At 63.8% G+C, this 23,399-nt stretch carries 13 protein-coding genes; 6 read left to right on the top strand and 7 right to left on the bottom strand.

The annotated features are described in order from the left end of the window. Positions 1–90 precede the first annotated feature (90 nt). The 3 genes from recD to CKV91_RS07195 are packed head-to-tail and all read right to left on the bottom strand — an operon-like array spanning position 91 to position 8,544. Positions 91–2,019, bottom strand: coding sequence for an exodeoxyribonuclease V subunit alpha (gene recD, locus CKV91_RS07205; protein ID WP_065860648.1), 1,929 nt, complete (start codon positions 2,017–2,019; stop codon positions 91–93). Next, positions 2,009–5,380: a UvrD-helicase domain-containing protein gene (locus tag CKV91_RS07200; protein WP_021105792.1), complete on the bottom strand. Its 3,372-nt coding sequence runs from the start codon at positions 5,378–5,380 to the stop codon at positions 2,009–2,011. Before CKV91_RS07200 ends, recD begins: the two co-directional genes overlap by 11 nt. Then, on the bottom strand, positions 5,377–8,544 hold the full coding sequence (locus tag CKV91_RS07195; protein WP_065860649.1) for an exodeoxyribonuclease V subunit gamma: 3,168 nt from the start codon (positions 8,542–8,544) through the stop codon (positions 5,377–5,379). The genes CKV91_RS07200 and CKV91_RS07195 overlap by 4 nt, the downstream gene beginning before the upstream one ends. 81 nt (positions 8,545–8,625) lie before the next feature. On the opposite strand from CKV91_RS07195, the gene CKV91_RS07190 reads away from it, so the two are divergent. Next, positions 8,626–10,785, top strand: coding sequence for an ATP-dependent DNA helicase UvrD2 (locus CKV91_RS07190; RefSeq protein ID WP_095141001.1), 2,160 nt, complete (start codon positions 8,626–8,628; stop codon positions 10,783–10,785). Between the two features lie 33 nt (positions 10,786–10,818). Here the strand turns inward: CKV91_RS07190 and CKV91_RS07185 are convergent, their stop codons facing one another. Then, positions 10,819–11,526, bottom strand: coding sequence for a hypothetical protein (locus CKV91_RS07185; protein ID WP_155944901.1), 708 nt, complete (start codon positions 11,524–11,526; stop codon positions 10,819–10,821). 390 nt (positions 11,527–11,916) lie between these two features. Beyond that, on the bottom strand, positions 11,917–13,812 hold the full coding sequence (locus CKV91_RS07180) for an alpha-amylase family glycosyl hydrolase (RefSeq protein ID WP_021105797.1): 1,896 nt from the start codon (positions 13,810–13,812) through the stop codon (positions 11,917–11,919). Positions 13,813–14,228: 416 nt separating this feature from the next. On the opposite strand from CKV91_RS07180, the gene CKV91_RS07175 reads away from it, so the two are divergent. Next, entirely contained in the window at positions 14,229–14,831 is a 603-nt protein-coding gene (locus CKV91_RS07175; RefSeq protein ID WP_021105798.1) for a M48 metallopeptidase family protein, read from the top strand. A gap of 39 nt (positions 14,832–14,870) precedes the next feature. Here CKV91_RS07175 and CKV91_RS07170 read toward each other — a convergent pair whose 3' ends face one another. After that, positions 14,871–16,298 carry a zinc-dependent metalloprotease gene (locus CKV91_RS07170; RefSeq protein WP_036957549.1) on the bottom strand — a complete coding sequence of 476 codons (1,428 nt, stop codon included), beginning with the start codon at positions 16,296–16,298 and terminating at the stop codon, positions 14,871–14,873. Between the two features lie 316 nt (positions 16,299–16,614). Between CKV91_RS07170 and CKV91_RS07165 the strand changes: the two genes are divergently transcribed. The 4 genes from CKV91_RS07165 to CKV91_RS07150 all read left to right on the top strand — a co-directional run bounded on the left by CKV91_RS07165 (position 16,615) and on the right by CKV91_RS07150 (position 22,075). Then, complete coding sequence (locus tag CKV91_RS07165; RefSeq protein WP_231933713.1) at positions 16,615–17,607, top strand: YlbL family protein; 993 nt, start codon at positions 16,615–16,617, stop codon at positions 17,605–17,607. Next, the gene (locus tag CKV91_RS07160) at positions 17,604–18,239 is read left to right on the top strand and encodes a PPA1309 family protein (protein WP_411430995.1); all 636 of its coding nucleotides are present in this window, start codon (positions 17,604–17,606) and stop codon (positions 18,237–18,239) included. Before CKV91_RS07165 ends, CKV91_RS07160 begins: the two co-directional genes overlap by 4 nt. After that, positions 18,236–21,256 (top strand): UPF0182 family membrane protein, encoded by a 3,021-nt coding sequence (locus CKV91_RS07155; protein ID WP_231933711.1) that lies wholly within the window; start codon positions 18,236–18,238, stop codon positions 21,254–21,256. Before CKV91_RS07160 ends, CKV91_RS07155 begins: the two co-directional genes overlap by 4 nt. A gap of 168 nt (positions 21,257–21,424) precedes the next feature. Beyond that, positions 21,425–22,075: a universal stress protein gene (locus CKV91_RS07150; protein ID WP_021103450.1), complete on the top strand. Its 651-nt coding sequence runs from the start codon at positions 21,425–21,427 to the stop codon at positions 22,073–22,075. Between the two features lie 327 nt (positions 22,076–22,402). Here the strand turns inward: CKV91_RS07150 and gap are convergent, their stop codons facing one another. Continuing rightward, complete coding sequence (gene gap, locus CKV91_RS07145; RefSeq protein WP_021103449.1) at positions 22,403–23,398, bottom strand: type I glyceraldehyde-3-phosphate dehydrogenase; 996 nt, start codon at positions 23,396–23,398, stop codon at positions 22,403–22,405. Between the last annotated feature and the right edge of the window lies 1 nt (position 23,399).

The raw sequence follows: 23,399 nt of genomic DNA, 5'->3' as shown, positions 1-23,399 counted from the left end.
CCGACGAGGTCATGGTGGCCCGGAGGCCAGCCTCGGGGTACGGTCTCGGGGTACGGTTGCGGGGGCGAGTGCACGAGGCACCCCCCGTTCTCAGGCGTCGGAGCTGCTGATTCCTCCCTGCCTCATCCGCTGCCACTGACGTTTCAGCCCGGAGTTTCGTTGCGTGGGCTGTCCAATGGCTCGTCGAATGGATTCGCGGGTCCCCATGACCGTCAGATGCCGTCGTGCTCGGGTGATCGCGGTGTAGAAGAGTTCCCGGGTGAGCAGTGCCGAGTCCGGTGGCGGCAACACCACGGTGACGTCGTCGAACTGACTTCCCTGGGACTTGTGAACGGTCATGGCCTGCAGCGGAAACATGGTCGACAGCAGGGAGCAGGGGAGTCTACGACTCGAATTGCCCTTTCCCGGCAGGGCAACCGTGGGAACGGGCGACGTCTGGACGATGACACCACAGTCACCATTGTTGACCTCGAACTGACGCATGTTGTGCGTCACCATCGTCGTCTCGCCCACGACCCATTGGCCCTGCCCGAGTCCCGGCAAGGTCAATGACAGGGTCTCGACCATCTGGGCCGACCACGACGCCACCCCATAGGGGCCAAGACGGTGTGCGCACAGCAGACGGTGCCCATCGGCACATGCCAGCGCATCGTCATCCGCACCGGTCGTTGCCTGCTGGCGGACAGCCTGTGCTGTGGAGATGATGGTTTCCTGCAACTCGGGAAGGCTCGACAGGGGGGTCTCGGCAGGGTCGGCATCGATGAACGAGATCTGGTCAGGGCTGGTGGTCAGGATCTCCAGTGCCTCATCGACGGCGTCGTCCAGGCTCTTCCCGTGCTCCTCGTACTGCACCGCCTCGGCCAGTGCTGCAATGGCACCGCCAGATCTGTGGTTGTGAGTGAGTTTGGACACCGGAAGCACCTCGCTGGCGAGCCCGCTGTCCTCGCCCCCGTCATCCGCCTTGCCCAGCTCACCATGGGAAGCGACGATATCGGCCAGGACGGATCCAGCCTCGACTGACACCAGCTGATCCGGGTCACCAACGAGGATCAGCCGGGTCCGCGCCCCGATGGCGTCGAGCAGACGAGCCATGAGGGATACCGACAGCATTGATGCCTCGTCAACGACGATGACGTCATAGGGCAACTGGTTGAGCTTGTCGTACCGGAATCCACTGCCCGGCCCCTGCCACCCCAGCAGTGAGTGGACCGTGGTGGCCTGTGAGGCAGTTGGCAGGGGCCTGAGACCCAGGGCATGGGATGTGCTGGTCACGGCGTCACGCAGTCGACTTGCCGCCTTGCCACTGGGCGCGGACAGGGCGATCCGGCCCAGATGTGGATCGGCGCTGGCCAGCACGGCGAGGATGATGCACACCATGGTCGTCTTGCCGGTTCCGGGGCCGCCGGACAGAACGCTGACATTGTGCGTTGCAGCCGCTCGAACCGCGTCAACCTGGAACTCGTCGAGCTGGAAGTGTGGGCGCTGTATCGTCTCCTGGACCTCGTCGAGCACCTGCCGGCACTGCTCGTCGGTGATGGAGGTTTTCTCGTGGGCGAGGTGCGCGAGTCGTGTGGCCACGGTCTGTTCGTCGAGCCAGTACCGTTCCAGGTACAACCGGTCTGAGTCCAGTCGGGCAGGACGTGCGTTGCTGGCAGATCTTCGATCAGCTATCGCAGGACTCCTCTGCAGGGTCAGCATCCAGTGGTCCGGATCGGGCCAGGTCATCTGCTCCACCTGCTCGATCGCAGCAGCAGTCTGCTCGTCCATCAGTCCGCGCAGGGCCGGATCGTCCAGCTGGGTGAGGATGGTCTCGCGTATCGTCCGGGGATTGAGAAAGACCGATCCGTGTCGCAGTTCGCGACTGGTCAATGCCAGGGCCAGACGTACCGATTCCTCGGACTCGTGACAGAGCCGGCACACCATCGTCGCAAGATGGATGTCGGCGGCCGACAGCACGCCCGCAGTGCACAACGTTGCCAAGGTCGGGCTGGCGGAGATGGGAACCACATCAGTGCTCATGGCGTCCTCCCAGGATGTCGCTGACGGCCACCACCAGGGCCGGATTCACTGACCACGTGAACACCCCATAGGGCATCGAGGCATCAGCTGGCGTGGCCACCCCTGCCATGGCGCGTACGAAGAGATACCCCACAGGCCCCAGGCAGGTGGCGGGATCGTACCCGGGCATCGTGTGTGACAGGTAGCGGTGCAGGGCTGCGCTGTAGAGCAGCGCCTGCAGGGGATAGTGCGAGCTGATCATCATGGATGTCATGGTGGTGACGTCGTACGCACGTGGCTCAAGGGGTTGGCCTGCTGGTCGCGGCGCACGGTTGGTCTTGTAGTCGATGACGAGGAACCGTCCGTCGGGACGGCGTAGTACGGCGTCGATGGAACCGGTGAGATACCCGGACAGGACCGTGGAAGCTGCTGGTGAGGTTGCCAGAACCCTCCCATAGCTGGCGAGTGGGTCGTTCTCGGGCACCAGCGAACGGTCGCTGAGGGCTTGGGCAAGTGCACCAACCGTGTTGGACATCGGCGATGACGGAGCCAGTCTCATCTCGAAGTCCAGCTCGGCGAGCCGGTCGGACGGCTTGAAGTCGGCGAGGCACTGGCCAGGTGCCAGTTCTCCCAGGTCGGTGTGCATGACGTCGACGAGGCCGGCTGCAAGGCTGGTTGCCCCGACACCGTCAATGGGCTCAGCACGCAGTTTTCGCGCGGTCCAGTTCGTGATCTCGGCAGACAGATCAGGAACCGAGGTGTCGACATGCTCGAGGATCTCGTGAACCACCAGTCCGAACGAGGTTCCGCCAGGCATGGCGCACAGCCCGTCACCGGTTGATGGGGAGACGTCCGGGGAAGTGCCCAGGGCATCCTCGTCCGGCTCGTCCTGGCCTGCCGAGGCGTCGACGAGGTCGGCCATCGATGATGTGGCACCGTGGATGCCGGCAGTCAGCCCCGAGTACGAGGTACGTTTCCACTGATGGTCGACGCTACGGGTGAATGTGGCCGGTGTCCCGCCGACGGGGGGGACGGGTAACTCTCGAGAAGGCGCTTCCGTCACCTCGACGGGTACCGCTTCGATCGAGGCCCCACCCACTCTCGGGCTCAGCCAGGGTGGTGAGACTGCTGCGTCGTTGACGGGCTCGGGGAACACGGGAGCCTCCGACCCGGCAGACTCCAGCGCGAGGAGCCGCTGCAGACCGGAGTCACCGATTCGGCCAGGTACTGGAGCCCACCACAGTCGTACGGCCGACTGGCTCCGGGTCAGCGCCACGTAGAGCTTGCGCAGCTCCTCGGCGAGAGCGTCATGGCGAATCTGTGCCCATGCCTCCAGTCGAGCAGGATCATTGACATCGGACAGGTTGAGAACGCGCCGTTCCCCGTCGAACCACACCAGGGGAGAGCCATCATCGCGCATGAACGTACGAGATGCCCGTTGCTTCCTACGAGTGCCTTCACCATTCTTCGAGATCCAGCTCAAGGTGGCGTCCGGCAGCAGGACGACGGGGAACTCCAGCCCCTTTGCCTGGTGAACCGTCATGATGGTGACGGCATTACGGTCGGTCTCCAGCCGGCGCGGTGTCTCCTGGGGCGCATATCTGGCCTGATCCTCGACCCATGCACATGTCTGGGCAGGCGTGGGCATGGTGGGCTGATCGCATGCCCACACATGCGTCTCCTGGGCGAGCTGTCGTAGGTCCGTGACGTAACGTTCCGCCTGCGGGCCGGTCAACATCGAATCCAATGAGCCCGGACGGTGCAGAAGTGATTCGATGACGCCCCATGGGCCCAGATTCGGCCAGGCAAGTGCCCAGTTGGCAATGTCCATGGCCAAGGCCGAGCGAAGCTGGGAGTCCTGTCGGGCCAGGTCATACGGTGCAGCACCGATGAGCCTCGACATGGCGATCCTGGAGATGACGGTGGGATCGGGGTCGTCCAGCGCCGAGAGCAGATCGAGGAAATCCGTGGCAGCAGGGGAGGACCACACCGAGGTGGAGCCAGTGAACACGGCTGGCTGGCCGATCTTTCGCAGCTCGTTCTGGATCTTGGTGCCCCGTCGTCTGGCGGTGACGAGCACGGCAATGTCACCGGCCTGCAACGGTCGGGACGGTTGGCCCTTCTCGGGCTGCCACTGGGATCTGCCGTCCAGCATGGCAGTGATTTGTGCTCCGACGTCCTTGGCGATGAGGTCCTCGGCCCTGCCGGAGGAAAGACGGGATCCATCGGATGCGGTGATGCAGCGAATCTGGACGGGGTGCGACCAGTCGTAGCTATGGGGATCGGTGCTCTGGAGCCGGCGATGTGTGTGTCGGGCGCTGACCGTGGTGAACTCGATGCCCTCCGCACCCAGATGGGTGTGACGAAACAGCTGATCCACCCCATCAACGATCCCCTGATCCGATCGCCAGTTCGTCGTCAGCTCGTAGGTGTGGTCCACCTGACGGGTGGCAGCCAGGTATGCATGGATGTCCGCCCCACGGAAGGCGTAGATCGACTGCTTCGGATCACCGATGAGCCACAGGTCACTACGTCCATGGAACGCCGAAGCCAGAATCTCCCACTGCAGGGGGTCGGTGTCCTGGAACTCGTCAACCATGACCAGATGGAACCGGTCGGCGAGCGTCGCGCAAGCCACTCGACCACGCTGCGTGGAGCCCAACGAGCGGGCCAAGTCCTCGATGAGGTCGTCGAAGGTGTGCAGCCCACCGGCCCGCATCCTGCGTGAGGACTCCGTGCGTACCGCCTCGGCAATGTCGAGACGTTCCTCGACACGCCGTGAGTCCGAGTCACGTTGCAGCTCGACCGTGCCGTACTGGGCAGCGACGGTTCGGGCAAGGCTCCTGATCGTGGCACTGCTCGGGGGCCTGGGGACGTGGCTGTAGCGGGAGAGGTACAGATCGGCCGAGACCTCATCGACCAAGGGAGTGGGATCGGCCAGCAGCGAGGAGCGCAGGTCGTGATCCGCCAGAACCCCGAGTTCGGTGAGCATCTGGGCGCAGAACTCATGCGTCGTCGCGATCGTTGCCGTGCTGAACCGCTGGATGGCACTTCGAGCACGGGAGAGGAACTCGTCCCTTCGCTCCCGTTGGGCGAGTAGGTGATGGTCCAGATCATCACGAGCGGGCAGACCAGACTCCAGCATCTCGGCGGTGCGGGCCAGTCGGGCATAGGTCCTGTGCCGCATCTGCCGTGCTGCCGATCTGTTGAAGGTCACCAGCAGGACCTGCGAGATGTCGACATCGCCCTCAAGAATTGCCCTGGTGACGATGGCTGTGATGGACCACGTCTTGCCCGTACCGGCACTTGCCCGCAGCAGTGTTGTTCCGTGCGGTACTTCTCCGCTGATGTCGAAGGCCTTGACCTCGTGGGGACTGGTCATCGGGATCTCCTACCGCGGGTTCGTGCCGTTGTGATCGGTGTCATGAGCCACCTTGCCAGATCGAGGGGGGAGGCCTCGCAGTGTTGCCGACACAGCCGCTCCAGGTCGCTGTAGTCAGCGCTGGCGAAGGGACTCCAGTTGGAGTCATGGTCCTCCTTCCACCCCGCCTGTGCCGCAGTGACCCAGCGATTCGGGCGGTAGGGAAGGATCACCTCAGTCAGCGCCGCAGCCGTCCTGGCAGGCATGGGGAACAACTGCTGTGAGGACCACCACGCCACACGCACCAGACCAGCCAGGATGGTGCGTGCCTGCTGCGCATCAGGCGCCACCAGGATTTCGGGGTTTGCTGAACGGGTCACCACAGCGGCGCGCCAGCCGGTGACATCCGGTTGCGCCACTGCCACCGCAAGAAGCCTGAGCCACGTTTCCAGCAGGGTGCGTGGGCTGAGGTTGGCAGGACTCATACGCACGAGGGTGACGCCATGGGTTTCGATCCGATCAGTGAGCAGCAGGGGGCGGTACGGATCGGTGAGATGGCTGTCCACCCACGGCAGGTGGGGGACGTCGCCGTCGGTGAGCTCGAGGTTGACGTCGATCACCTGGCGCGGTGCACCGGCGATCAGAGTGGCTTCCCGGTCGACAATGCTCAGGGCCTCCTCGCCTGCCCGATTCAATGACTCGAGTCCCAGTACGCCAGGAGGCGTCGTTCCACGCAGCCGCTCGGCAGCGGTGGCGGTCCCGATGTCTGATCCGTGCGTCAGGTCTGCAAGGAGTCGAGCTCGAATCTGGTACCTGTCCAGACCATTGAGATCAAGAGGCAGCTCCTCGACGACGTCATCGGTGCGTTTGGCCGCGGGAGCACCAATTCGGGCTCTCAACACCGTGCGCGCTGGGTTGGACAGGGCGGTGGAGACATCGGCGCAGGAGTAGATCTGGGCCGGTGGATCGGTGGGCCTGGGCAGCAGGGGGGATCGTTCGACATCTGGTTGCGCATTCAACTGGACTCCGGCCATCACCACATCGAAACTTCGCCACGACTGCCCGGACTGATCGGTGAACTCATGGGGTGAGAAAGGTTGGAGCCCATGGGAGATCAGCACGACGCCATCGGGCGATTCGACGCCATCAGATGATTCATGACGACGTGGCAGGCCATTGCCCCGGAGGGTCGAGACGAACGGCCCGAGGTCCACCTCGGAATTGGTCACGGGATCCATCTTCTGGGCCACGACGACGATCTTGCGCCGCGCAGTGGCCACGGCATCGAAGAGGTACTGGTGTCGCAGCGCCATCGGGTCCGACAGCGGATCGGCTGGGTCACGCAGCCCACGCAACGGATCGGCGCCGATCTCGTCCTCATCGGGATCGACGAGGACGACGACGTCATGGCTGATGCCGTCCAACTCCGCCGGGTCACTGATGTGGCAGTCGCCGTTGAACCAGGATGGGCGACGAGGACGGGTGCTGGACTGCTCATCGAGCAGGTCAGCGATGATCATGGCGTCGACCTTGCACTGGGGGGCGACACGTGCCAGAACGTTGATCTGGCCAGTCGCAGCCTGCCTGGCCCACGGCATCTCCGCGGGTGGTGAGGTGAGATTGTCGATGAGAGTGGTCAGCCGGTCCACCCACTGTTGCATCGTGGCTGACGTGGCGGTGAGCACCATGGCATGTCGAACTCGGGAGACGAGTTCTGCCAGGGCCCCCACCAGCGGCACCGTGGGGGAACCGATGTCCCCGACCGCGGTGACCGTGTCGATGTGGGACGGCGGGTCGTCCGACATGGCCACGCCCAGCAACAGCCGCTCGATTCCGGCGAACCAGGTCGACTGACGAATCTCACCGAGACCCACGCGGGATCGGCTCTGGGCGTCCAGTCCCCAACGGATTCCCGAATCCATGACAAGACGACGAATCGTCACCTGATCGTCCGCCGTGAATCCGAATCGTGCTGCAATCGCTGGCATGGTGCACAGGTCGAGGAGCTCGCCGGCGGTCTGGCGGGTTCGTGACAGTCTCAGTACCGTGCACACGGCTTGAATCACCGGATTGGGTGGAAGGTGGCTGCGTGCCCCACTGATTCGGCACTGTGCCAAGGGGTTCGTGCGACTGGTGCCATCGGATTCGGCGGCGTACGCGAACGCGCTGAGCAGATGCGCCTGTGGAGCATGGGTGGATGTCGTGATGGCGACATCGCGTGGCTCGATGTCGGGAAACTCCTGCAGCGCAGCACACACTGCTTCGGCACAGACCTCTGCTTGACGGTCCTCACCGTGACACAGATGCACCTCGACCTCGGCGGCGCCGGTATTGGTCTCGGGATCCGCGTGATCACAGTGGTCGTGGGCCTGCCCTCCACACTGCTGCACGCACTCATGCCACCGCAGATTCGTGTGCTCTCGAACCGAGTTGAACGGTTCCCACCGGGAGTGTTCCGCACATGCGGGAAGAAGGTGCAGCACCGTCACGGGAATGCGACGACCGAGCGCCTGCGCCAACGAATAATCCTGCCATTCCGGCGCTGCCGGTGAGATCCACACGCAGGACGGCCAACGCAACGGGGCAGCACCAAGAGCAGAACACAGCTGTGTCAGCTGTGTCATGGGGTCCGGGTGTCCATCGTCATGCAGCAGACGCCACACATGCGGCCACCACGCCTTGTCCCAGGGCAGGGCAGAGCCTTCGGCGTCGACGTCCTCACCGGCCCTCCACTGCTCCAACACTGCGGGTGAGTGGTGTATGAGCGATTGCAGAACTGCTGAGAACTGCTGGGCGGTCGTCCAGTCGGCATGGGCAATTCCTCTCACACGACATGCCTGTACATGCTCAGACACCGCCGCCATGTTGGGGTCGTCGGGTCTCAACAGATCGAAGATTCGCAGGGTCAGTGCCGAGCCACTCCACGGATCGACCTGCGGATCCATGTCAAGGAGGGACTGTGACAGCTCACGGCGCAGTGCACTGGCCGTTTTCCCCTGCAGCCCAGCAGCCACACCGACCTCGTCGGCCACCGCCTGCCCCACGGCCCGGGCATGAGCCGTGGAAGGACTGACGAGCAGCGGTATGGCAAAGGGATCCTCACGTGCTGAGGTGAGCAGTGCGACGGCGTCGGCGGTGAGGCCATCCCATCGCCGGTACGTTCTCAGCTGCAGTTTCGTGTCCATCGGAACTCTCCAGACCTTCCCCTCATGGGACGTTGCCCATTCGGCTGTCTGAACTCTAGATGCAGGGGTGAGACATTTTCCATGGCTGTGGAAAACGACAGCTCGTGGAGCGGTTCTGTGGGCAACCTGCGTCGTGGGGGCAGAACTGTCTCACCCTGCACCTATGGTGTACCTGTGATTGATGCACCAGAGGAGATCCTTGCCGGCCTCGACCCCGAACAGCGTCGCGTGGCGACCTCGTTCGGTGGGCCGGTGTGCGTCATCGCAGGTGCCGGTACCGGCAAGACGCGGGCCATCACCCACCGCATCGCCTACGGTGCCTGCACCGGAAAGCTGGATCCGCGCCGTACCCTTGCCGTCACCTTCACCACGCGAGCTGCCGGCACCATGCGGACCCGTCTTGAGGGGCTCGGTGTTCACGGTGTGCAGGCCCGAACGATCCATTCTGCCGCACTGCGACAGATCAAGTACTTCTGGCCTCGAGCCTATGGCTGCGAGTTGCCACCGGTGAGCACGAGGAGATTCCCCATGCTGGCCCAGGCCGCCCAACGATGTGGGCTCAGCACGGACACCGCCTTGTTGCGTGACCTGTCGGCAGAGGTGTCATGGGCCAAGGTGTCGAACGTCACGATCACTGACTATCCTCCTCTGGCCAGGGCTCGCCAACGAGCCGTTGCCGGGGTTTCCTCGGACACGGTCGGACGGGTTCTCGCCGGGTACGAAGCCGTCAAGCATGAGGCTGCCGTCATAGACCTGGACGACATCCTGCTGTGCGCAGCTGGACTGCTTGCCGATCATCCAGACATCCTGGACCAGGTCCATGACCAGTACCGACACTTCGTCGTCGACGAGTACCAGGACGTCTCGCCCATCCAGCACACCCTTCTCGAACTGTGGTTCGGGGATCGGGATGACGTGTGCGTGGTGGGAGACCCGCATCAGGCCATCCACGCCTTCGCCGGGGCCAAGGCTCGATACCTCATCAACTTTCCGCGGGAACACCCCGACACCATTGAGGTACGGCTGGTGCGCAACTATCGATCCACCGCCCCCATCATCGATCTCGCCAACACCCTGCTCACCCATCATCTGGGCAAGGAGGAAGCCAGATTCCACAATCTCGGAGTGAAACTGCGCTCCCAGACGGGTCAGGGGGAGCCTCCCATCTACCGTGCCTTTGATGACGAGGCCAGCGAGTCAGCTGCCATCGCCACGTGGTTGCGAGGTCAGCACGATGATGGGGTGCCGTGGTCGCAGATGGCCATTCTGCACCGGACCAATGCCCAGACTGCACCACTGGAACTTGCCCTCAGTGATCTTGACGTGCCCTACGTCGTCAAGGATGCCGAGCGCTTCTACGAACGTGCCGAGGTGAAACAGGCCCTTGCCGCGCTCACCCGAGCACTGCAGGCGGATCCACAGGCCCCCGGGCAGCGTGCTCGCGAAGTCCTGGAGGATCAGGGGTGGACCCCCCAACCTCCGGAGGGCAGCGGGATGGTGCGACAACGGTGGGAGTCCCTGCAGGCGCTCCAGGAGGTCGCCCAGTCGGTCTCGAGGAACTCCCCGTCGGCAGGGTTGGCGGGGATCGTCACCGAGTTGGGCGAGCGAGCCCGGCGCCAGGACATTCCCGTCACCGACGGTGTGACCCTGTGTACGATGCATGCCTCCAAGGGCCTGGAGTGGGACGTGGTGGCGCTGTTCGGTGTCTCGGACTCCATGGTGCCGTTCATCCTTGCCGACAAGCATGAGGAGATCGCCGAGGAGCGCCGACTGCTGCACGTTGCCGTGACCAGAGCGCGCAGGCACCTGTGGATCTCGTACTCACGCAGCGCCAGTTCACGGAACCGATTCGGCATCTCGCGGTTTCTTCGTGGCCTGCCCGGAACACCGACCCAGACACGCAGACGTCCCAGGCGAACTGGTCAGAAACGCAAGGTCACGACCTGCTCGGTGTGCAACGGACCCATGACGGTCGCTTCGGATCAGAAACTTGGTCACCACCTAGCCTGCGAAGTGGGCGTCGACGCCGAACTCGTCGACCAGCTGCGGCAGTGGCGCAAGGAACGGGCAGAACGAGACAGCATGCCGCCATTCGTGGTCTTCACTGACGTGACGATGCTGGCGATTGCAGAGCATGAGCCGCGTACCCAGGAGGATCTGCTTGCCATTCCGGGGATCGGCAGACGCAAGGTTGAGCTGTACGGCGACGAGATCCTGCGGATCATCACTCCTGACGCGTGAGGTGAGTTCCTGCCGAGGTCACGTGTTGAGCGGTCATGCCGCCATGGCGTGCAGCAGCGGTTCGCCGTGCTCACCCGCGCTGAGTGCCTGACAGCGATGGCACAGGGGGTGAACGGGTACTGTGCCGCTGCGCTCACCACGCCGGCTCCACGACCACCAGGTACCCCAGGTGTCCTGCTCGAGTCGGCGCAGCAGGGCGAGACTGAGCGCGCCAAGGGCAGGCGCATCAGCCGGTGTGGAGCGCAGCATCGTCGCGCACTGCGCCCACGAGAGGTCGCGACGGGCCAGGGCGAGATCGAGGCATCGTTGGCACCGTGGCCGGTGGGGCTCATTGGTCGGTCCCAGGAACGCCATGGACCTGCCCAGCCATGCGACAGCAGTGGGGATGCGGTGGCGACGTGCCAGCTGGACGAGTCCACGACCGCCCAGCAGGTCACGAGGCACGACGACGAGGAGATCGGGAGTCCGCGACCGGTGTCTGAGCCGGTGCAATGTGGTGGTGGGGGACTCGAGGACGTCGTGACGCCGGCAGGTGGCGGTGACCTCATCCATGCTGTTGAGGGCCGCTGCCAGTTCGGGTACCCCGGGCCCGTCACCCAGCACATGGATGCGCCACGGAGTGGCCCTCGTCACCAGGCCAAGTTCAGTCAGGCTGTGGAGGATCCGCGGTGGTAGTTGAAGATCACGTACCTCCTCGAAGGCGGCACCTGAGAGGAGATAGGACGTGCCGTCGTCGGCCATCAGGCGCACTCCGCCAGGTACCGGCACAGCTGCGCAGGACAGGGATGGGGAAGATCGCGGGACTGATCTGGCGTTCACGTGCTCGGAACTGGCAAGGGATTCATGCATGCCATGAGGATCCCTCGCGCCCGGCGAGGCGATCCAGTGCTCAGGCAGCACGGACCACACCACGGCCACGATGGACCACACCTGGCAACGTCTGGGCAACACCGCGGTGGTTTCGAGCAACACCTCATGCTCGACACCATGCCCCGATCAGGGCTGTCGGCATCCTGGCAGTGGATCTCAGTTGGGCACAGTCCAACCCCTCTCGGAGCGCCTCGAAACGGCGTCATCCCGGTTCACCGCCCAGACGATCCAGGGGTGACCTGGGGCTGTGTTGTTCGGTCCTCAGTCGCGCGACAGGATCACCACGCTGTAGGGCGGCAGCACCAGGGTTGCCGAGGCCGGGTGGCCGTCGTAGTCGTCCTCGACGGCGTCGAACGACTCAGGGACGTCCACCCCGTCGAAGGCCTCGGAGTACACCTTCGCGTCGGAGTTGAGCCTGGTCCCCCAGCGACCGGCGGCTGGCATCCCGATGGTGTATTCGCCCCAGGTCTTGGAATCCAGGTTGACCGCCACCACGACGTCGTCGCCGGCCCCGCCGTCAGCCCAGCGGTGGAAGGCGTAGACGTGGGTGTCCGGGTTGAGGTGCAGGGTGTCGACATGCTGGCCGGTGAGCCCCTTGGTGCGGCCCTCCTTGTTGAGACGCAGTCCGACGAGGTCGCTGTACATGCGGAAAATTCCCGTGAACTCGTCCTGTTGGTCCCAGTGCAGCGGGACGGTGTCGCGGAACCACTCGCCCTCCAGGAACTCCTGGCCCTGGAAGATCATCGGCAAGCCAGGTGAAGTGAGCACCAGGGCTGCCCCCAGGGTGGAGCGCTTCTGGGCGTAGTAACCGGTCGGGTCACCGTCGTCGACCTCCTGGGGCACCCGGGCCGAGCCATTGGCGACCTCGTCGTGGGACTCGGTGTAGATGACGCGGGAGAAGGCGTCACCGTAGGAGAACTCGACGGCATCGCGTACGGCGTCCATGTTGCGGGCCTCGTCGGAGGCGGCGATGACGGCGGCGCGGATCGGGTGGACGAAATGGTTGTCCCACTGGGCATGGAAGGCGGCGCCGTCGTCAGCGGTCGAGACGACCTTGGGCTCACCGTGCAGGTCCTCGGCGATGGTGATGGCGCGTGGGAAACGCTCGCGGATCTCGGTGTTGATCCAGTGGGTGAGGCTCCAGCCGTCGGGGATGTTCATCTCGTCGGCATCGACGCTGCGCATGTACGGGGTCATGTCGTAGCGCAGACCATCGGCGTGGAACTCCTCCAGCCACATCATGGCGTTGTCACGAATGAACTCACGCACCTCGCCGCGACCGTAGTCAGGACGAGTGTCGCCCCACGGCGTCGAGGACTTCCAGTCGTTGTAGAAGTAGATTCCGCCCTTGCCGTTCTCGCTCCAGCCGTCGAACTGCCACAGGTCGAGGTCCGAGGGGCCGAAGTGGTTGTAGACGACGTCGATGATGACGGCAAGCCCGTGCCGGTGGCACACCTTGACCAGGTCACGCAGTTTCTCCGGGCCACCGTAGGCGCTCTCGACAGCGAAGATGTGGGCGGGGTTGTAGCCCCAGGAGTAGTCGCCGGCAAACTCCATGAGTGGCATGAGTTCGATGGCGTTGACGCCCAGGTGGACGAGATGGTCGAGTTTCTCCTCGATGGTGTCCAGGGTGGCAGGTTTGTCGTCGTCGGGATCCTTGTCGAAGAAGGTGCCGACGTGCATCTCGTAGATGACCATCTCATTGAGGGTGGGGGCGGTGAAGTCGTCATCCTCCCAGTCATAGGCATCTGGATCGGTGATGATCGCGTTGCCGATCGAACTCGTCACATGACGGGCGTAGGGATCGATGCGGGAGATCACCTGCTCGCCGTTGACGAGGACGAATCGGTACTCCTCGCCAACCTTCGCCCCGGCCACCTGGCCGTACCAGTAGCCGTTGTCCTCACTGAGCAGCTGGTGAGGGGCGGACTGCACCTTCTGCGCGTCATCCTTGCTGCCATCGGGCTGGGCAGCCCAGTCGTCGAAGGTACCGGTGACGGCAACGGCCTCGGCGTGTGGAGCCCACACCCGGAATGCGGCGCCGCCATTGATGATGGACACGCCCATACCCTTGGCGCGCTCGGCATAGTCGGTGGGAATGGGGTCGTTGGCGTTCACACGCAGATTTCCGGTGGCGGTCCTCGCGTCGTCGGTCATCGTTCTCCCTCTCATCACGAGTCAATCACTGTGAACAGTACCTGACGGCAAGGGGCGAGGGACCATCTTGGCGAATGAGGTGGTGACGTCGCGTCTCAGCAGTGCTCGCAGGCTCTCAGGGGAGGACGCGGGGGTCATCTCGATTGTCCGAGATCATAACGAAAAAGCTCTCCGGGCCTGTTGGCGTGTCTTCCCCACACTCCACCGGCCCGAAGAGCTGATCTACATACTAGACGTCCTTGATGCTGAGTGGCAAGGAGTACTGGCAACCGGGCTCGATTGGTGGGTGGAAAAGCGGGTATTGCTCCGAACTCGATCAGGTACCGCACAGAGTCATAGGTGGGTGTTGGGGTCACAGGTGTGGGGCATGAGCGCGGGGTGCAGACTCCCGGGGCTGCATGGGTCATCATGAAGGCATGACAGAGTCCTTCCTCCCCGCGACCCCGACCCGTCCGGCAGTGGTCGTCCGACGTAGCAAGAAGCGGCATCGCACCTTGTCAGCGCGCCAGGACGGCGACCATGTCCTCGTCATGGTTCCGTGGGGCATGGACCCTGACGGGGAGCGGCGCAAGGTGGAGAAACTCGTAACCACATTGCTCAACCGACGTCGCCGGTACACTGCCACCACTGACGAGGAGCTCATGGAGCGCGCCGACAGACTGGCCAGGAGCTATCTTGATCCAGTCGTGGGCAGCCGGGTACGTCCCAGCAGCGTGCGATGGGTCACCAACCAGAATCACCGCTGGGGCTCGTGCACCGTCCGGACCGGACAGATCCGGTTGTCTGCGAGGATGGCCGGTTTCCCCAGATGGGTGAGTGACTACGTGCTGCTGCACGAGCTGTGTCATCTCGTCGAGCCGAACCACGGCAGCAGGTTTCATGAGCTGCTCAGCCGGTACCCACAGGCGGACAAGGCGGAGGGATTCCTCACCGGCTGGAGCTGGGCCACCTCCATGGGCGGTACCGACGGGGGAGTGGGGACGGACGCGATGGACCCGGCACCGGCCGACATCGACTGACACCTCACTCGAGACCAGACAGGCTCGAACCACAGGATCTCAGTGTGTGCCGCCCTCGTCACGCAGCAGCTGCTCGAGCTCGGCGTCCAGACCATCCAGACTGCTGGAGGAGTCGGTGACATCACGGTCGGCCTGGACATAGCCGATCGGGTCGGCAAGGTCCTCGGCCGTGGGGATGAGGTCAGGATGGTGCCACACGGCGTCACGGCCCACCGTCCCACGTGCATGACGCAGCGCAGCCCACAGATTGCCTGCCTCGCGCACGTGGCGGGGGCGTAGGCTCAGCCCGAGCAGGGAGTCGAAGAACTGCGCGGCGGGGCCGCCGGTTGCCCGCCGCCGCCTCGTCACCTCGATGAGCTGGGCATGGGAGGGCAGCCAGGTGCGTGCCACCTCACCGGTGACGTCGTCCACCCAACCCTCGATGAGCGCCAGCAGGGTTTCCAACCGCTTGAGGACCCCCTCCTGCTCCGGGGTGGTCGAGGGCTCGAACAACCGACCCTGCAGATCCTGCGACATCTGCTCCAGTTTCTCACCGGTGAGGTTCTGCACGTCGTCCAGGTTGATTGCGGACTCGATGGCGCTGGAGTCGATGCGAATCTCACGGGCATAGTGCTCGATGAGCGCGAGCAGCTGCGGACCGAGCCAGGTCACGGAGTTGAACAATCGCTGCCGCGCAGCCTCACGCAGCACCAGATACAGCTGGACGTCGTGCGGATCCAGGTGCAGGTTGCTCCACTCGTCACCGATGTTGGCCGGCAGGGTGATGACCTGCGCACCGGGCAGCACCTGCAGACCGATCTCGGTGCCGGTGGTCGTCACCGTTGACAGGGCGGCCAGGCTCTCGGCGAGTTGGGAACCGTACAGGGATGCGGCAATGCGCCGCAGGACGGGGGTCATGGTGGAGGCCAGCGCGCTGAGGAGTTCATCGTCAAGTATGCCTGGTGCCGGGCGTAGGACACCGGCCAGGGCGTTCGTCAGGGACATGAGGACCGGCTCAACGAGACGCTGCCAGGCCGGGAAGGTGCTCTCGATCCACTCGGCGCGACTCCACGGGGCCGGGGCGGCGGTGACGCCGGGGAACTCACAGTGCTGATCCAGCCAGTTCTCCGCCAGCCGGGTGGTGTCCAGGAGGTTCTGGCGCTGTTCGGCACCGGGGGTGGGATCTGGCCCCTTGCTGGCCGAGACGTGGCGGGCAACGTCCTTGAGCTGGTTCCAGTCGATCGGTGCGGAGTCGGCACCGGGTGCAGCGGCACCTGACGTGGGGAAACCGGCCATGGGAAAGGTGAACCCGAATCCCTGCGATCCCGGTGCTGCGTTGAACATCTCGCCCAGCTGCTTGAGGAACGCCTCCGATTCCGACTGCGAGGGCATGTGGAGCCCCATCTGCTCCATCATTCGTCGCAGTTGCTCGGCGAATTGCTCAGGATCGGGTTCACCAGGACGCGGGTTCGTGGAATCGTCGCTCATGAACATGCTCCTTCGGCAGTGGCTGAGGCGTCTTCTGGCACATTCTATGTGTCCCCTGCCCGTGACCAAACACGTCGTGGGCTCACGTCATGGGCGGGGGATTGGCGCGTGCGTGCCCTGTTCATCGACGGTTTGTACGATAAGAACCATGTCTGCTGCCTCACCGTCTGCACCCGCCCCCGGTCATACCCCCGGACGGCCACATCGGTGGCGGCACACCGGCCAGGGCGGGCCCGATCGGGGATCTGGACGGCACGGGCAGTCCGGACTGCACCGGTGGACCCTCCTTGCCAGCGCTCTGTGCCTGGTCGTCGTCATGATTCTACTGTGGGCGGTTCCGGTGCCCTTCGTGGCGTGGAGTCCGGGGCAGACCGTCGATCTTGCCGGCCGCAATGGTTCCAAACCAGTGGTGCAGGTCAGTGGTCTGCCGGCACGCCAGACCAGGGGCGAGGTGCGTATGACGACAGTGTCGGTGACCAGCGTCGACTCCGTCCTCAGCTTCTCGGAGGCACTGGTGAACTCGTGGCTGCCGGATCACGACGTCCTTCCCAGGGACGTCGTCTACCAGCCCGGGCTGAGCAATGACGAGGTCAGGACCAGTGAGATGAAGATGATGGACACCTCCCAGTCCGATGCGGTCGTCGCAGCTCTGCGAGCTGCGGGGCAACCGGTCACCGAGGTCCCCATGGCAGCGGGGGTGAGCACCTCTGGACCAGCGACCAATGTCATGGCGCCGGGAGATCTCATCACCCATGTCGATGGCCGAAAGGTGTCCACCCCTGCTGACGTCCAGCACGAGATCCGAGCCCATGACGTGGGGGAGCCCGTCCCGTTCACGGTGGAACGAAACGGCAAGGCGCGCAATGTCGTCGTCACGACGACTGCCCAACCAGACAATCCCAAGATTCCGCTCATCGGTATCTCGGTGACCAACGGGTACCGATATGACACGCGGGTGCGATTCAACCTTCCCGAGGGCATCGTCGGCCCCAGTGCTGGGCTCATGATGTCGTTGGCCACCTATCAGACGATTGCTCCCTCCGACCTCGTGGGAGACCTGCGCCTGGCAGGAACCGGCACCGTGGCGCCAGATGGAACCGTGTCGTCAATCGGGGGCATTCAGGAGAAGATGGCCGGTGCCGAGCGCGACGGGGCACAGGTGTTCCTCGTCCCCGCTGGCAACTGTCAGGACATCGCCGGGCACAAAACATCCATGAAATTGGTTAAGGTGACCAGCCTGAGGGACGCCATTGCCAGCGTCCAGAACATTCGCTCCGGTGCGCAAACAAAAGAGGTTCCCCATTGCTGAGCAACGCTGATCCCCAGCACGACTCCGACGATCTTCCCGGCCACGACGACGCCCTCGTCGCGGCCCTCACCGAGATCGACTCATTCGTCAACCAGGCCGGCTGGGGGGTGCCGGCCAGGCTGTTCGCTCTCGTCAACACCGACAAGCTGCGAGAGTCGGAACCGGCCCTGGCGCAGCACTTGGTTGCCGGGTCGCCGGATTCCCTGTCGAGCATCGAGCAGGACGAGTTCCACGCCGGTGACGACATCGAGGCTGCGTTGGCATCGATCATGTGGCCCGACGCGGTGGACGGGGCGGCGATTACCTTGGAGCGGGTCTTCCTCCCCAACGACGTGGAGGACGAGATCCCGGCGGACCCCGCCCAGGCCGCCACCTTCGTGGCCTCCCATCCTCGCCGCCAGGACGTACGCGTCATCGTCGGTGTGCTGCGCACTGGTGAACATCACGCACTGGCACGGTTGCTGGACCACCCCGACGACCTGCTGTCGGGCACCGATCTTGTCCCGGCCCTGGAGATGGCACTGCTGCACACCTTCGACCCGACTACCGGGGACGTCGCAGTGAGCGACGACATGGCTGCGAAGGATGCACACCGTCCGGCCGGGCCCGCCGGCACGAGAGGAGATCGATGATGAGCTCGCCATTCACCCGAGGAGTTCGTCGATCGCGACGCAATCGCAGGGCCACGACCCATCGCGGCGGTTGGATCGCTGCTGCAGTGGTGACGGGCATCGTGCTGTGCTGGCTGGTGGCCTCGTCCATCACCTCGAACCTGCTGTGGTTCTCCTCACTGCATTTCCAGCGGGTCTACCTCACCAGACTGCTCACCGGAACCGGACTGTTCCTCGCCGTCGGAACTCTCGTGTGGGCCACCACTGCCGGCAACATGGTGCTGGCCATGAAACTGCGTCCTCGCACCGTGGCCGAGACGAACACCGAGTTCGCTCGGAAGTACCGTGCCCACCTCGAGAAACATCACCGCGCGATCATCGGCGTCTGCTCCGGGGCACTGGCACTGATCATTGCTGCGACGTCCGTCGCCCAGACCACGACCGTGCTGGCATGGTGGAATGCGACGTCGTTCGGGGCTCGTGATCCGTACTTCGACAAGGACATCTCGTTCTACGTCTTCGACTACCCGTGGTACAAGTACCTGGTGTCGCTGGGGATGGCACTGGTCATCACCAGCGTCATCGCGGCCTTCGGCGTTCATCTCGTCATGGGGTCGGTGAACTACCTCGTGCCGCGCAGTCTGGTTCCCGGTGGCCTGGCCCAGGCCAGACGCACCGAGCAGCACCTGCTCTCAGCACGTGCGCAGTCGCACATCTCGGTGCTGCTGGCCATGGGTCTGGTGTTCTTCGGGTTGTCGACGATCCTGGGGCGTTACGGGCTCGCCGTCTCCGACAACGGTCTGTTCACCGGCGTCGGATTCACTGCCGACCACTACCGAGCCACTGCCAAGATCGTCGTTGCCATCATCGCCTTCCTCGTCGCAGCGCTGTTCGTCGCCAACGCCTGGTGGCGACGTTGGGGGGTACCGGGGATGGGTATTGCGCTCATGCTCGTCTCCACCCTCATCATCCAGGGGATCTATCCGGCGGTCATGCAGCGGTTCCAAGTCGTTCCGGACGCCCCGGACAAGGAGCGTCCCTACATCGTCAACAACATCGCAGCCACCCGCAAGGCGTTCGGCATCCAGGACACGACCATCACCGACTACGCTGCACGCACCACGACGTCGGCCGGTCAGCTCAAGACCGATGCCGAGACACTGCCGGCCATCCGACTCATGGACCCTGCCGTCGTCGCTCCCACTTTCGAACAGCTGCAGCAGGTACGCGGTTTCTACTCCTTCCCCAAGATCCTTGACGTGGACCGTTACACGATCGACGGCAAGTCCACCGATGTCGTCGTGGGAGCCCGCGAGATCGACCAGAACGGTATCGCCGACAAGAGCTGGAACAACGTCCACACCGTCTACACCCATGGTTACGGCATGGTCGCTGCTGCCGGTGGCCGCCGGGAGAACTCCGGGGAGCCCACCTGGCTGGCCAAGGACATCCCCACCACCGGATCGATCAAGGAGGACCAGTCGCGCGTCTACTACGGCGAGATGGCTGATCCCTGGGTGGTCGTCGGTGCCCGGGATGGCGCAGAACCCGTCGAACTCGACACCCCCGGTGGCGGTTCCGCAGCTGCTGGGACCGAGACCATGACCACCTATGCCGGACGCGGAGGGGTGGCCATCGGCAATCCCGTGTTGCGTACCATGTACGCCACCCAGATGGCCGACATCAACCTGCTGCTCTCGGACCGGGTGCACTCGAACTCCAAGATCCTCTACGACCGCAAGCCCCGTGACCGGGTCGCCAAGGTTGCCCCGTGGCTCACCGTGGACAGCGACTCCCTGCCCGCTGTCGTCGATGGACGCATGGTGTGGATCGTCGACGGGTACACGACCTCCTCGGACTACCCGAACTCCACCAAGGTCGATCTGCGCGATGCTGCCTCCGACTCCACGACCGGCAACCGGGTCGCCCAGCGTGGCACCGAGATCAACTACATCCGCAACAGTGTCAAGGCCGTCGTGGATGCCTATGACGGCACGGTCCAGCTGTACGCCTGGCAACCCGACGACCCCATCCTGCAGACCTGGCAGAAGGTGTACCCCGGAACCGTGAAGCCACGTAGTGCCATGTCGAAGGATCTGTTGGCGCACGTGCGCTATCCCCAGGACCTCTTCAAGGTGCAGCGGGCCATGCTCGGCCAGTACCACACCACCAACCCCAACACGTGGTACCAGCACAACGACGTCTGGGAGGCACCCGACGACCCGGTCCGTTCCGACGCCGGGCTGGAGCCTCCGTACTACCTCACGATTCGCTGGCCCGACGACGACGATCCGCAGTACTCCGCGACCGCCGTCATGGTGCCGAACAAGCGGCAGAATCTGGCCTCCTACGTCTCGGTCGGATCCGACGCCACCAAACCCGGGTACGGCAAGATCCGGGTGCTGCGGATGTCTGGGACGACCCAGATCGCCGGCCCCAACCAGACCGCCAGCGCCATCACCGCCGACGAGAACGTCTCGGCGAAACTGTTGCCGTACCAGAACCGTGGTTCGGCCTCGGCAACCCACGGCAACCTCCTCACCCTTCCGGTGGGCGGCGGACTCATGTACGTCCAACCCATCTATGCCCAACGCCAGACGGGTAGCGGTGGATATCCGGTGTTGCGGTTCGTCGCCGTGCGATTCGGCGAGAACGTCGGCATCGGTGACACCCTGCAGGAGGCCCTGGACCAGGTCTTCGGTGGTGACGCCGGCGCCTCGACGGGGGAGACCGCGGTCGACATGACGGATCCGGACGTGCCTGGCCAGCAGGGATCGAGCGGCAGTCCATCGGCCGCTCCACAGGCGCCGCCCAGTGCTGCATCATCGGCCTCACCGTCACCCGGTGCGAGGAGCGGTGGGGCAACCGGCGTGCCGAGCCCGAATGCCTCCACCGACGCCTCCGAGCTGCTGGACCAGGCTCAGAAGGCCTTCGTGCAAGCCGACAAGGCCCTGGACGAGGGCAATCTGGGGGAGTACCAGAAGCAGGTCGACCAGGCTCGCACGCTCGTCGAGCAGGCCCGCAAGAAGCCTCGCTGAGTTCGATGCCTCGCTGAGCTCAGGACCACGTGCGACCGTCCAGGGGGATGGTTGTACGTGGCATGCGGCGACGCTTCCGAGGACGATTTCGGGCTCCTGACCATCGCCGGGGGGCCGTGGGACTACTGTGGGACTTATCAAGGATGATCTCAGTCCAAGGAGGCTGACATGACGACCACCGCTGACGTCCCACGAGAATCCGCCTGCCCCACCTGCGGGTCGACGACCACCAAGCACGAGCACCTTCCGCGCGTACCCATGAGCGGTCACCCCCTCGTGGTGGCAGTGTTTCCCGGAATTCCAGTACGTATCATCGAGGCTGCCTTGGAGCATGCCCGCGCCCACCGGTGCGAGTTGGTCATGGCCTACGTCGATGAGTCCCGCGTCCCGGTGGCCGATGGCGAGGGTTCCGTCCCCCTCATCCCCGACGAGGAGCGCACCCCCTGCCACGAGCGTGAGGTCGATCTGCGCACCGCCTTGGAGCAGGTGATGAGCGCCCACCTGGACATCACCTGGCAGTTCCGCTACCTGGCTGGGCTGACGGACCGTGAGCTCGCGCACCTGGCACACACCGTCAATGCCGGTGCCTTCATGGTGGGCACCCGGGCACCGGGATTCCGCTGGCAGGCCAAGGAGTGGTTCGACGGTTCGGTTGCCATGCAGCTCTCGCGACGCCAACGTCGTCCGATCATCATCGTGCCGCTGCGTGGGGAGGACTGGACACTCGTCCTGCACGCCAACCGGGTGGGTACCGGGGTGACGAAGGCTGAGGACCTGTCGGAGGAATGTGCGGACGAGGTACGCGTTCCGAGGTGCTGATGTGATGCCGGAGCACGCAGCTTGCTCCGTGACCTCCACCATGCAGGATTCGTGATACCCGAACAGGAGTAGTGGAGCCACTGGTTGGTGGGGAAAGATCTGGAACCACGGACTTGTCCCGTGACCAATCCCACATCAAGTAGATGCCGATCGATGCCACAGCCTGATGACTACTTCGGTGAGCCACTTGCTGTCGGCTTGGCAGACTGCCGAGGTCTTAGTGGTAAAAAGAAGAGGCCCCAGACATACCTGAGGCCCCTCTCAGAGATGCTCTCCGTATGTTGTGAAGACGACACAGCAATCTACGGAGACCCATAAGGGGAATTCTCAGCCGATCTCACCTGCATGTCGGACGACGCGCAGTAGCTGGCTTGAGTAGCTCGTTTCGTTGTCGTACCAGGAAACGACACTGGCGAAGTCTCCTTGGATGCTCTTGCAGAGGCTCAGGTCGACGAGGGATCCTGCAGTACATCCCAAGATGTCGCTCGAGACGACCGGCTCATTCGTTGTCAGCAGCGAATCCTTCAAATCTTCATTCTCAGCACGGATGAATGCCTCTTTCAAGTCATCGATGGTCGCGGACTTTTCCAAGCTTACGGAGAGATCGATCATCGAACCATCTGGGATGGGGACGCGAATTGCCCGACCATCCAGACGTCCTGCCAGTTGGGGGATGACAAGACCAATGGCTGCTGCAGCACCCGTGCTGGTCGGAACCATATTGACGGCTGCAGATCGTGCCCGTCGAAAATCCTTGTGAGGAGCATCAAGAAGGCGCTGATCCTGCGTGTAGGCATGAACAGTGGTCATGCTTCCCTTGGAGATTCCGAATGTGTTGTTGAGCACCGAAGCGACGGGAGCCAGGCAGTTCGTGGTGCACGACGCAGCGGAAATGACACGGTCTTCAGGTTTCAAATCTTTATGATTGACTCCGTAGACGATTGTGGCGTCTGCTTCCTTGGTGGGAGCACTGACCACAACTTTCTTTGCGCCTGCTGCAAGATGTTTGCGTGCTTTCTGCGCATGTGTGTATCTCCCGGTCGAGTCGATGACGACGTCAACATCAGAGTCACCCCATGCACAGGATTCAGGGGTGCTCTCCCTTGTGACTTTGATGGTTTTGTCTCCAACGTGTAGCGAATCCTGTGCCAAGGTGACAGGCTCGGAAAGTTTTCCAGCGACAGTGTCATATGTCAGGAGATGCGCCAGGACTTCCCAATCTGCGAGGTCATTGATGGCAACGACCTCCAAGTCGGGTGTGTCGAGACTGAGGCGCAGAAGTGTACGTCCGATACGACCGAAACCATTGATGGCAATACGCATA

The sequence above is a fragment of the Cutibacterium granulosum genome (assembly GCF_900186975.1).
In the GTDB taxonomy this organism is placed as follows: Bacteria; Actinomycetota; Actinomycetes; order Propionibacteriales; family Propionibacteriaceae; genus Cutibacterium; species Cutibacterium granulosum.
The sequence above is the reverse complement of the archived record's forward strand: the minus strand, read 5'-3'. Positions and strand labels throughout refer to the sequence as shown.

Bases quoted from the DNA above. Each gene is read 5' to 3' on its own strand.
- recD (WP_065860648.1), bottom strand. From the start codon at position 2,019: ATGAGCACTGATGTGGTTCCCATCTCCGCCAGCCCGACCTTGGCAACG.
- CKV91_RS07200 (WP_021105792.1), bottom strand. From the start codon at position 5,380: ATGACCAGTCCCCACGAGGTCAAGGCCTTCGACATCAGCGGAGAAGTA.
- CKV91_RS07195 (WP_065860649.1), bottom strand. From the start codon at position 8,544: ATGGACACGAAACTGCAGCTGAGAACGTACCGGCGATGGGATGGCCTC.
- CKV91_RS07190 (WP_095141001.1), top strand. From the start codon at position 8,626: ATGGCTGTGGAAAACGACAGCTCGTGGAGCGGTTCTGTGGGCAACCTG.
- CKV91_RS07185 (WP_155944901.1), bottom strand. From the start codon at position 11,526: ATGGCCGACGACGGCACGTCCTATCTCCTCTCAGGTGCCGCCTTCGAG.
- CKV91_RS07180 (WP_021105797.1), bottom strand. From the start codon at position 13,812: ATGACCGACGACGCGAGGACCGCCACCGGAAATCTGCGTGTGAACGCC.
- CKV91_RS07175 (WP_021105798.1), top strand. From the start codon at position 14,229: ATGACAGAGTCCTTCCTCCCCGCGACCCCGACCCGTCCGGCAGTGGTC.
- CKV91_RS07170 (WP_036957549.1), bottom strand. From the start codon at position 16,298: ATGAGCGACGATTCCACGAACCCGCGTCCTGGTGAACCCGATCCTGAG.
- CKV91_RS07165 (WP_231933713.1), top strand. From the start codon at position 16,615: ATGATTCTACTGTGGGCGGTTCCGGTGCCCTTCGTGGCGTGGAGTCCG.
- CKV91_RS07155 (WP_231933711.1), top strand. From the start codon at position 18,236: ATGATGAGCTCGCCATTCACCCGAGGAGTTCGTCGATCGCGACGCAAT.
- CKV91_RS07150 (WP_021103450.1), top strand. From the start codon at position 21,425: ATGACGACCACCGCTGACGTCCCACGAGAATCCGCCTGCCCCACCTGC.
- gap (WP_021103449.1), bottom strand. From the start codon at position 23,398: ATGCGTATTGCCATCAATGGTTTCGGTCGTATCGGACGTACACTTCTG.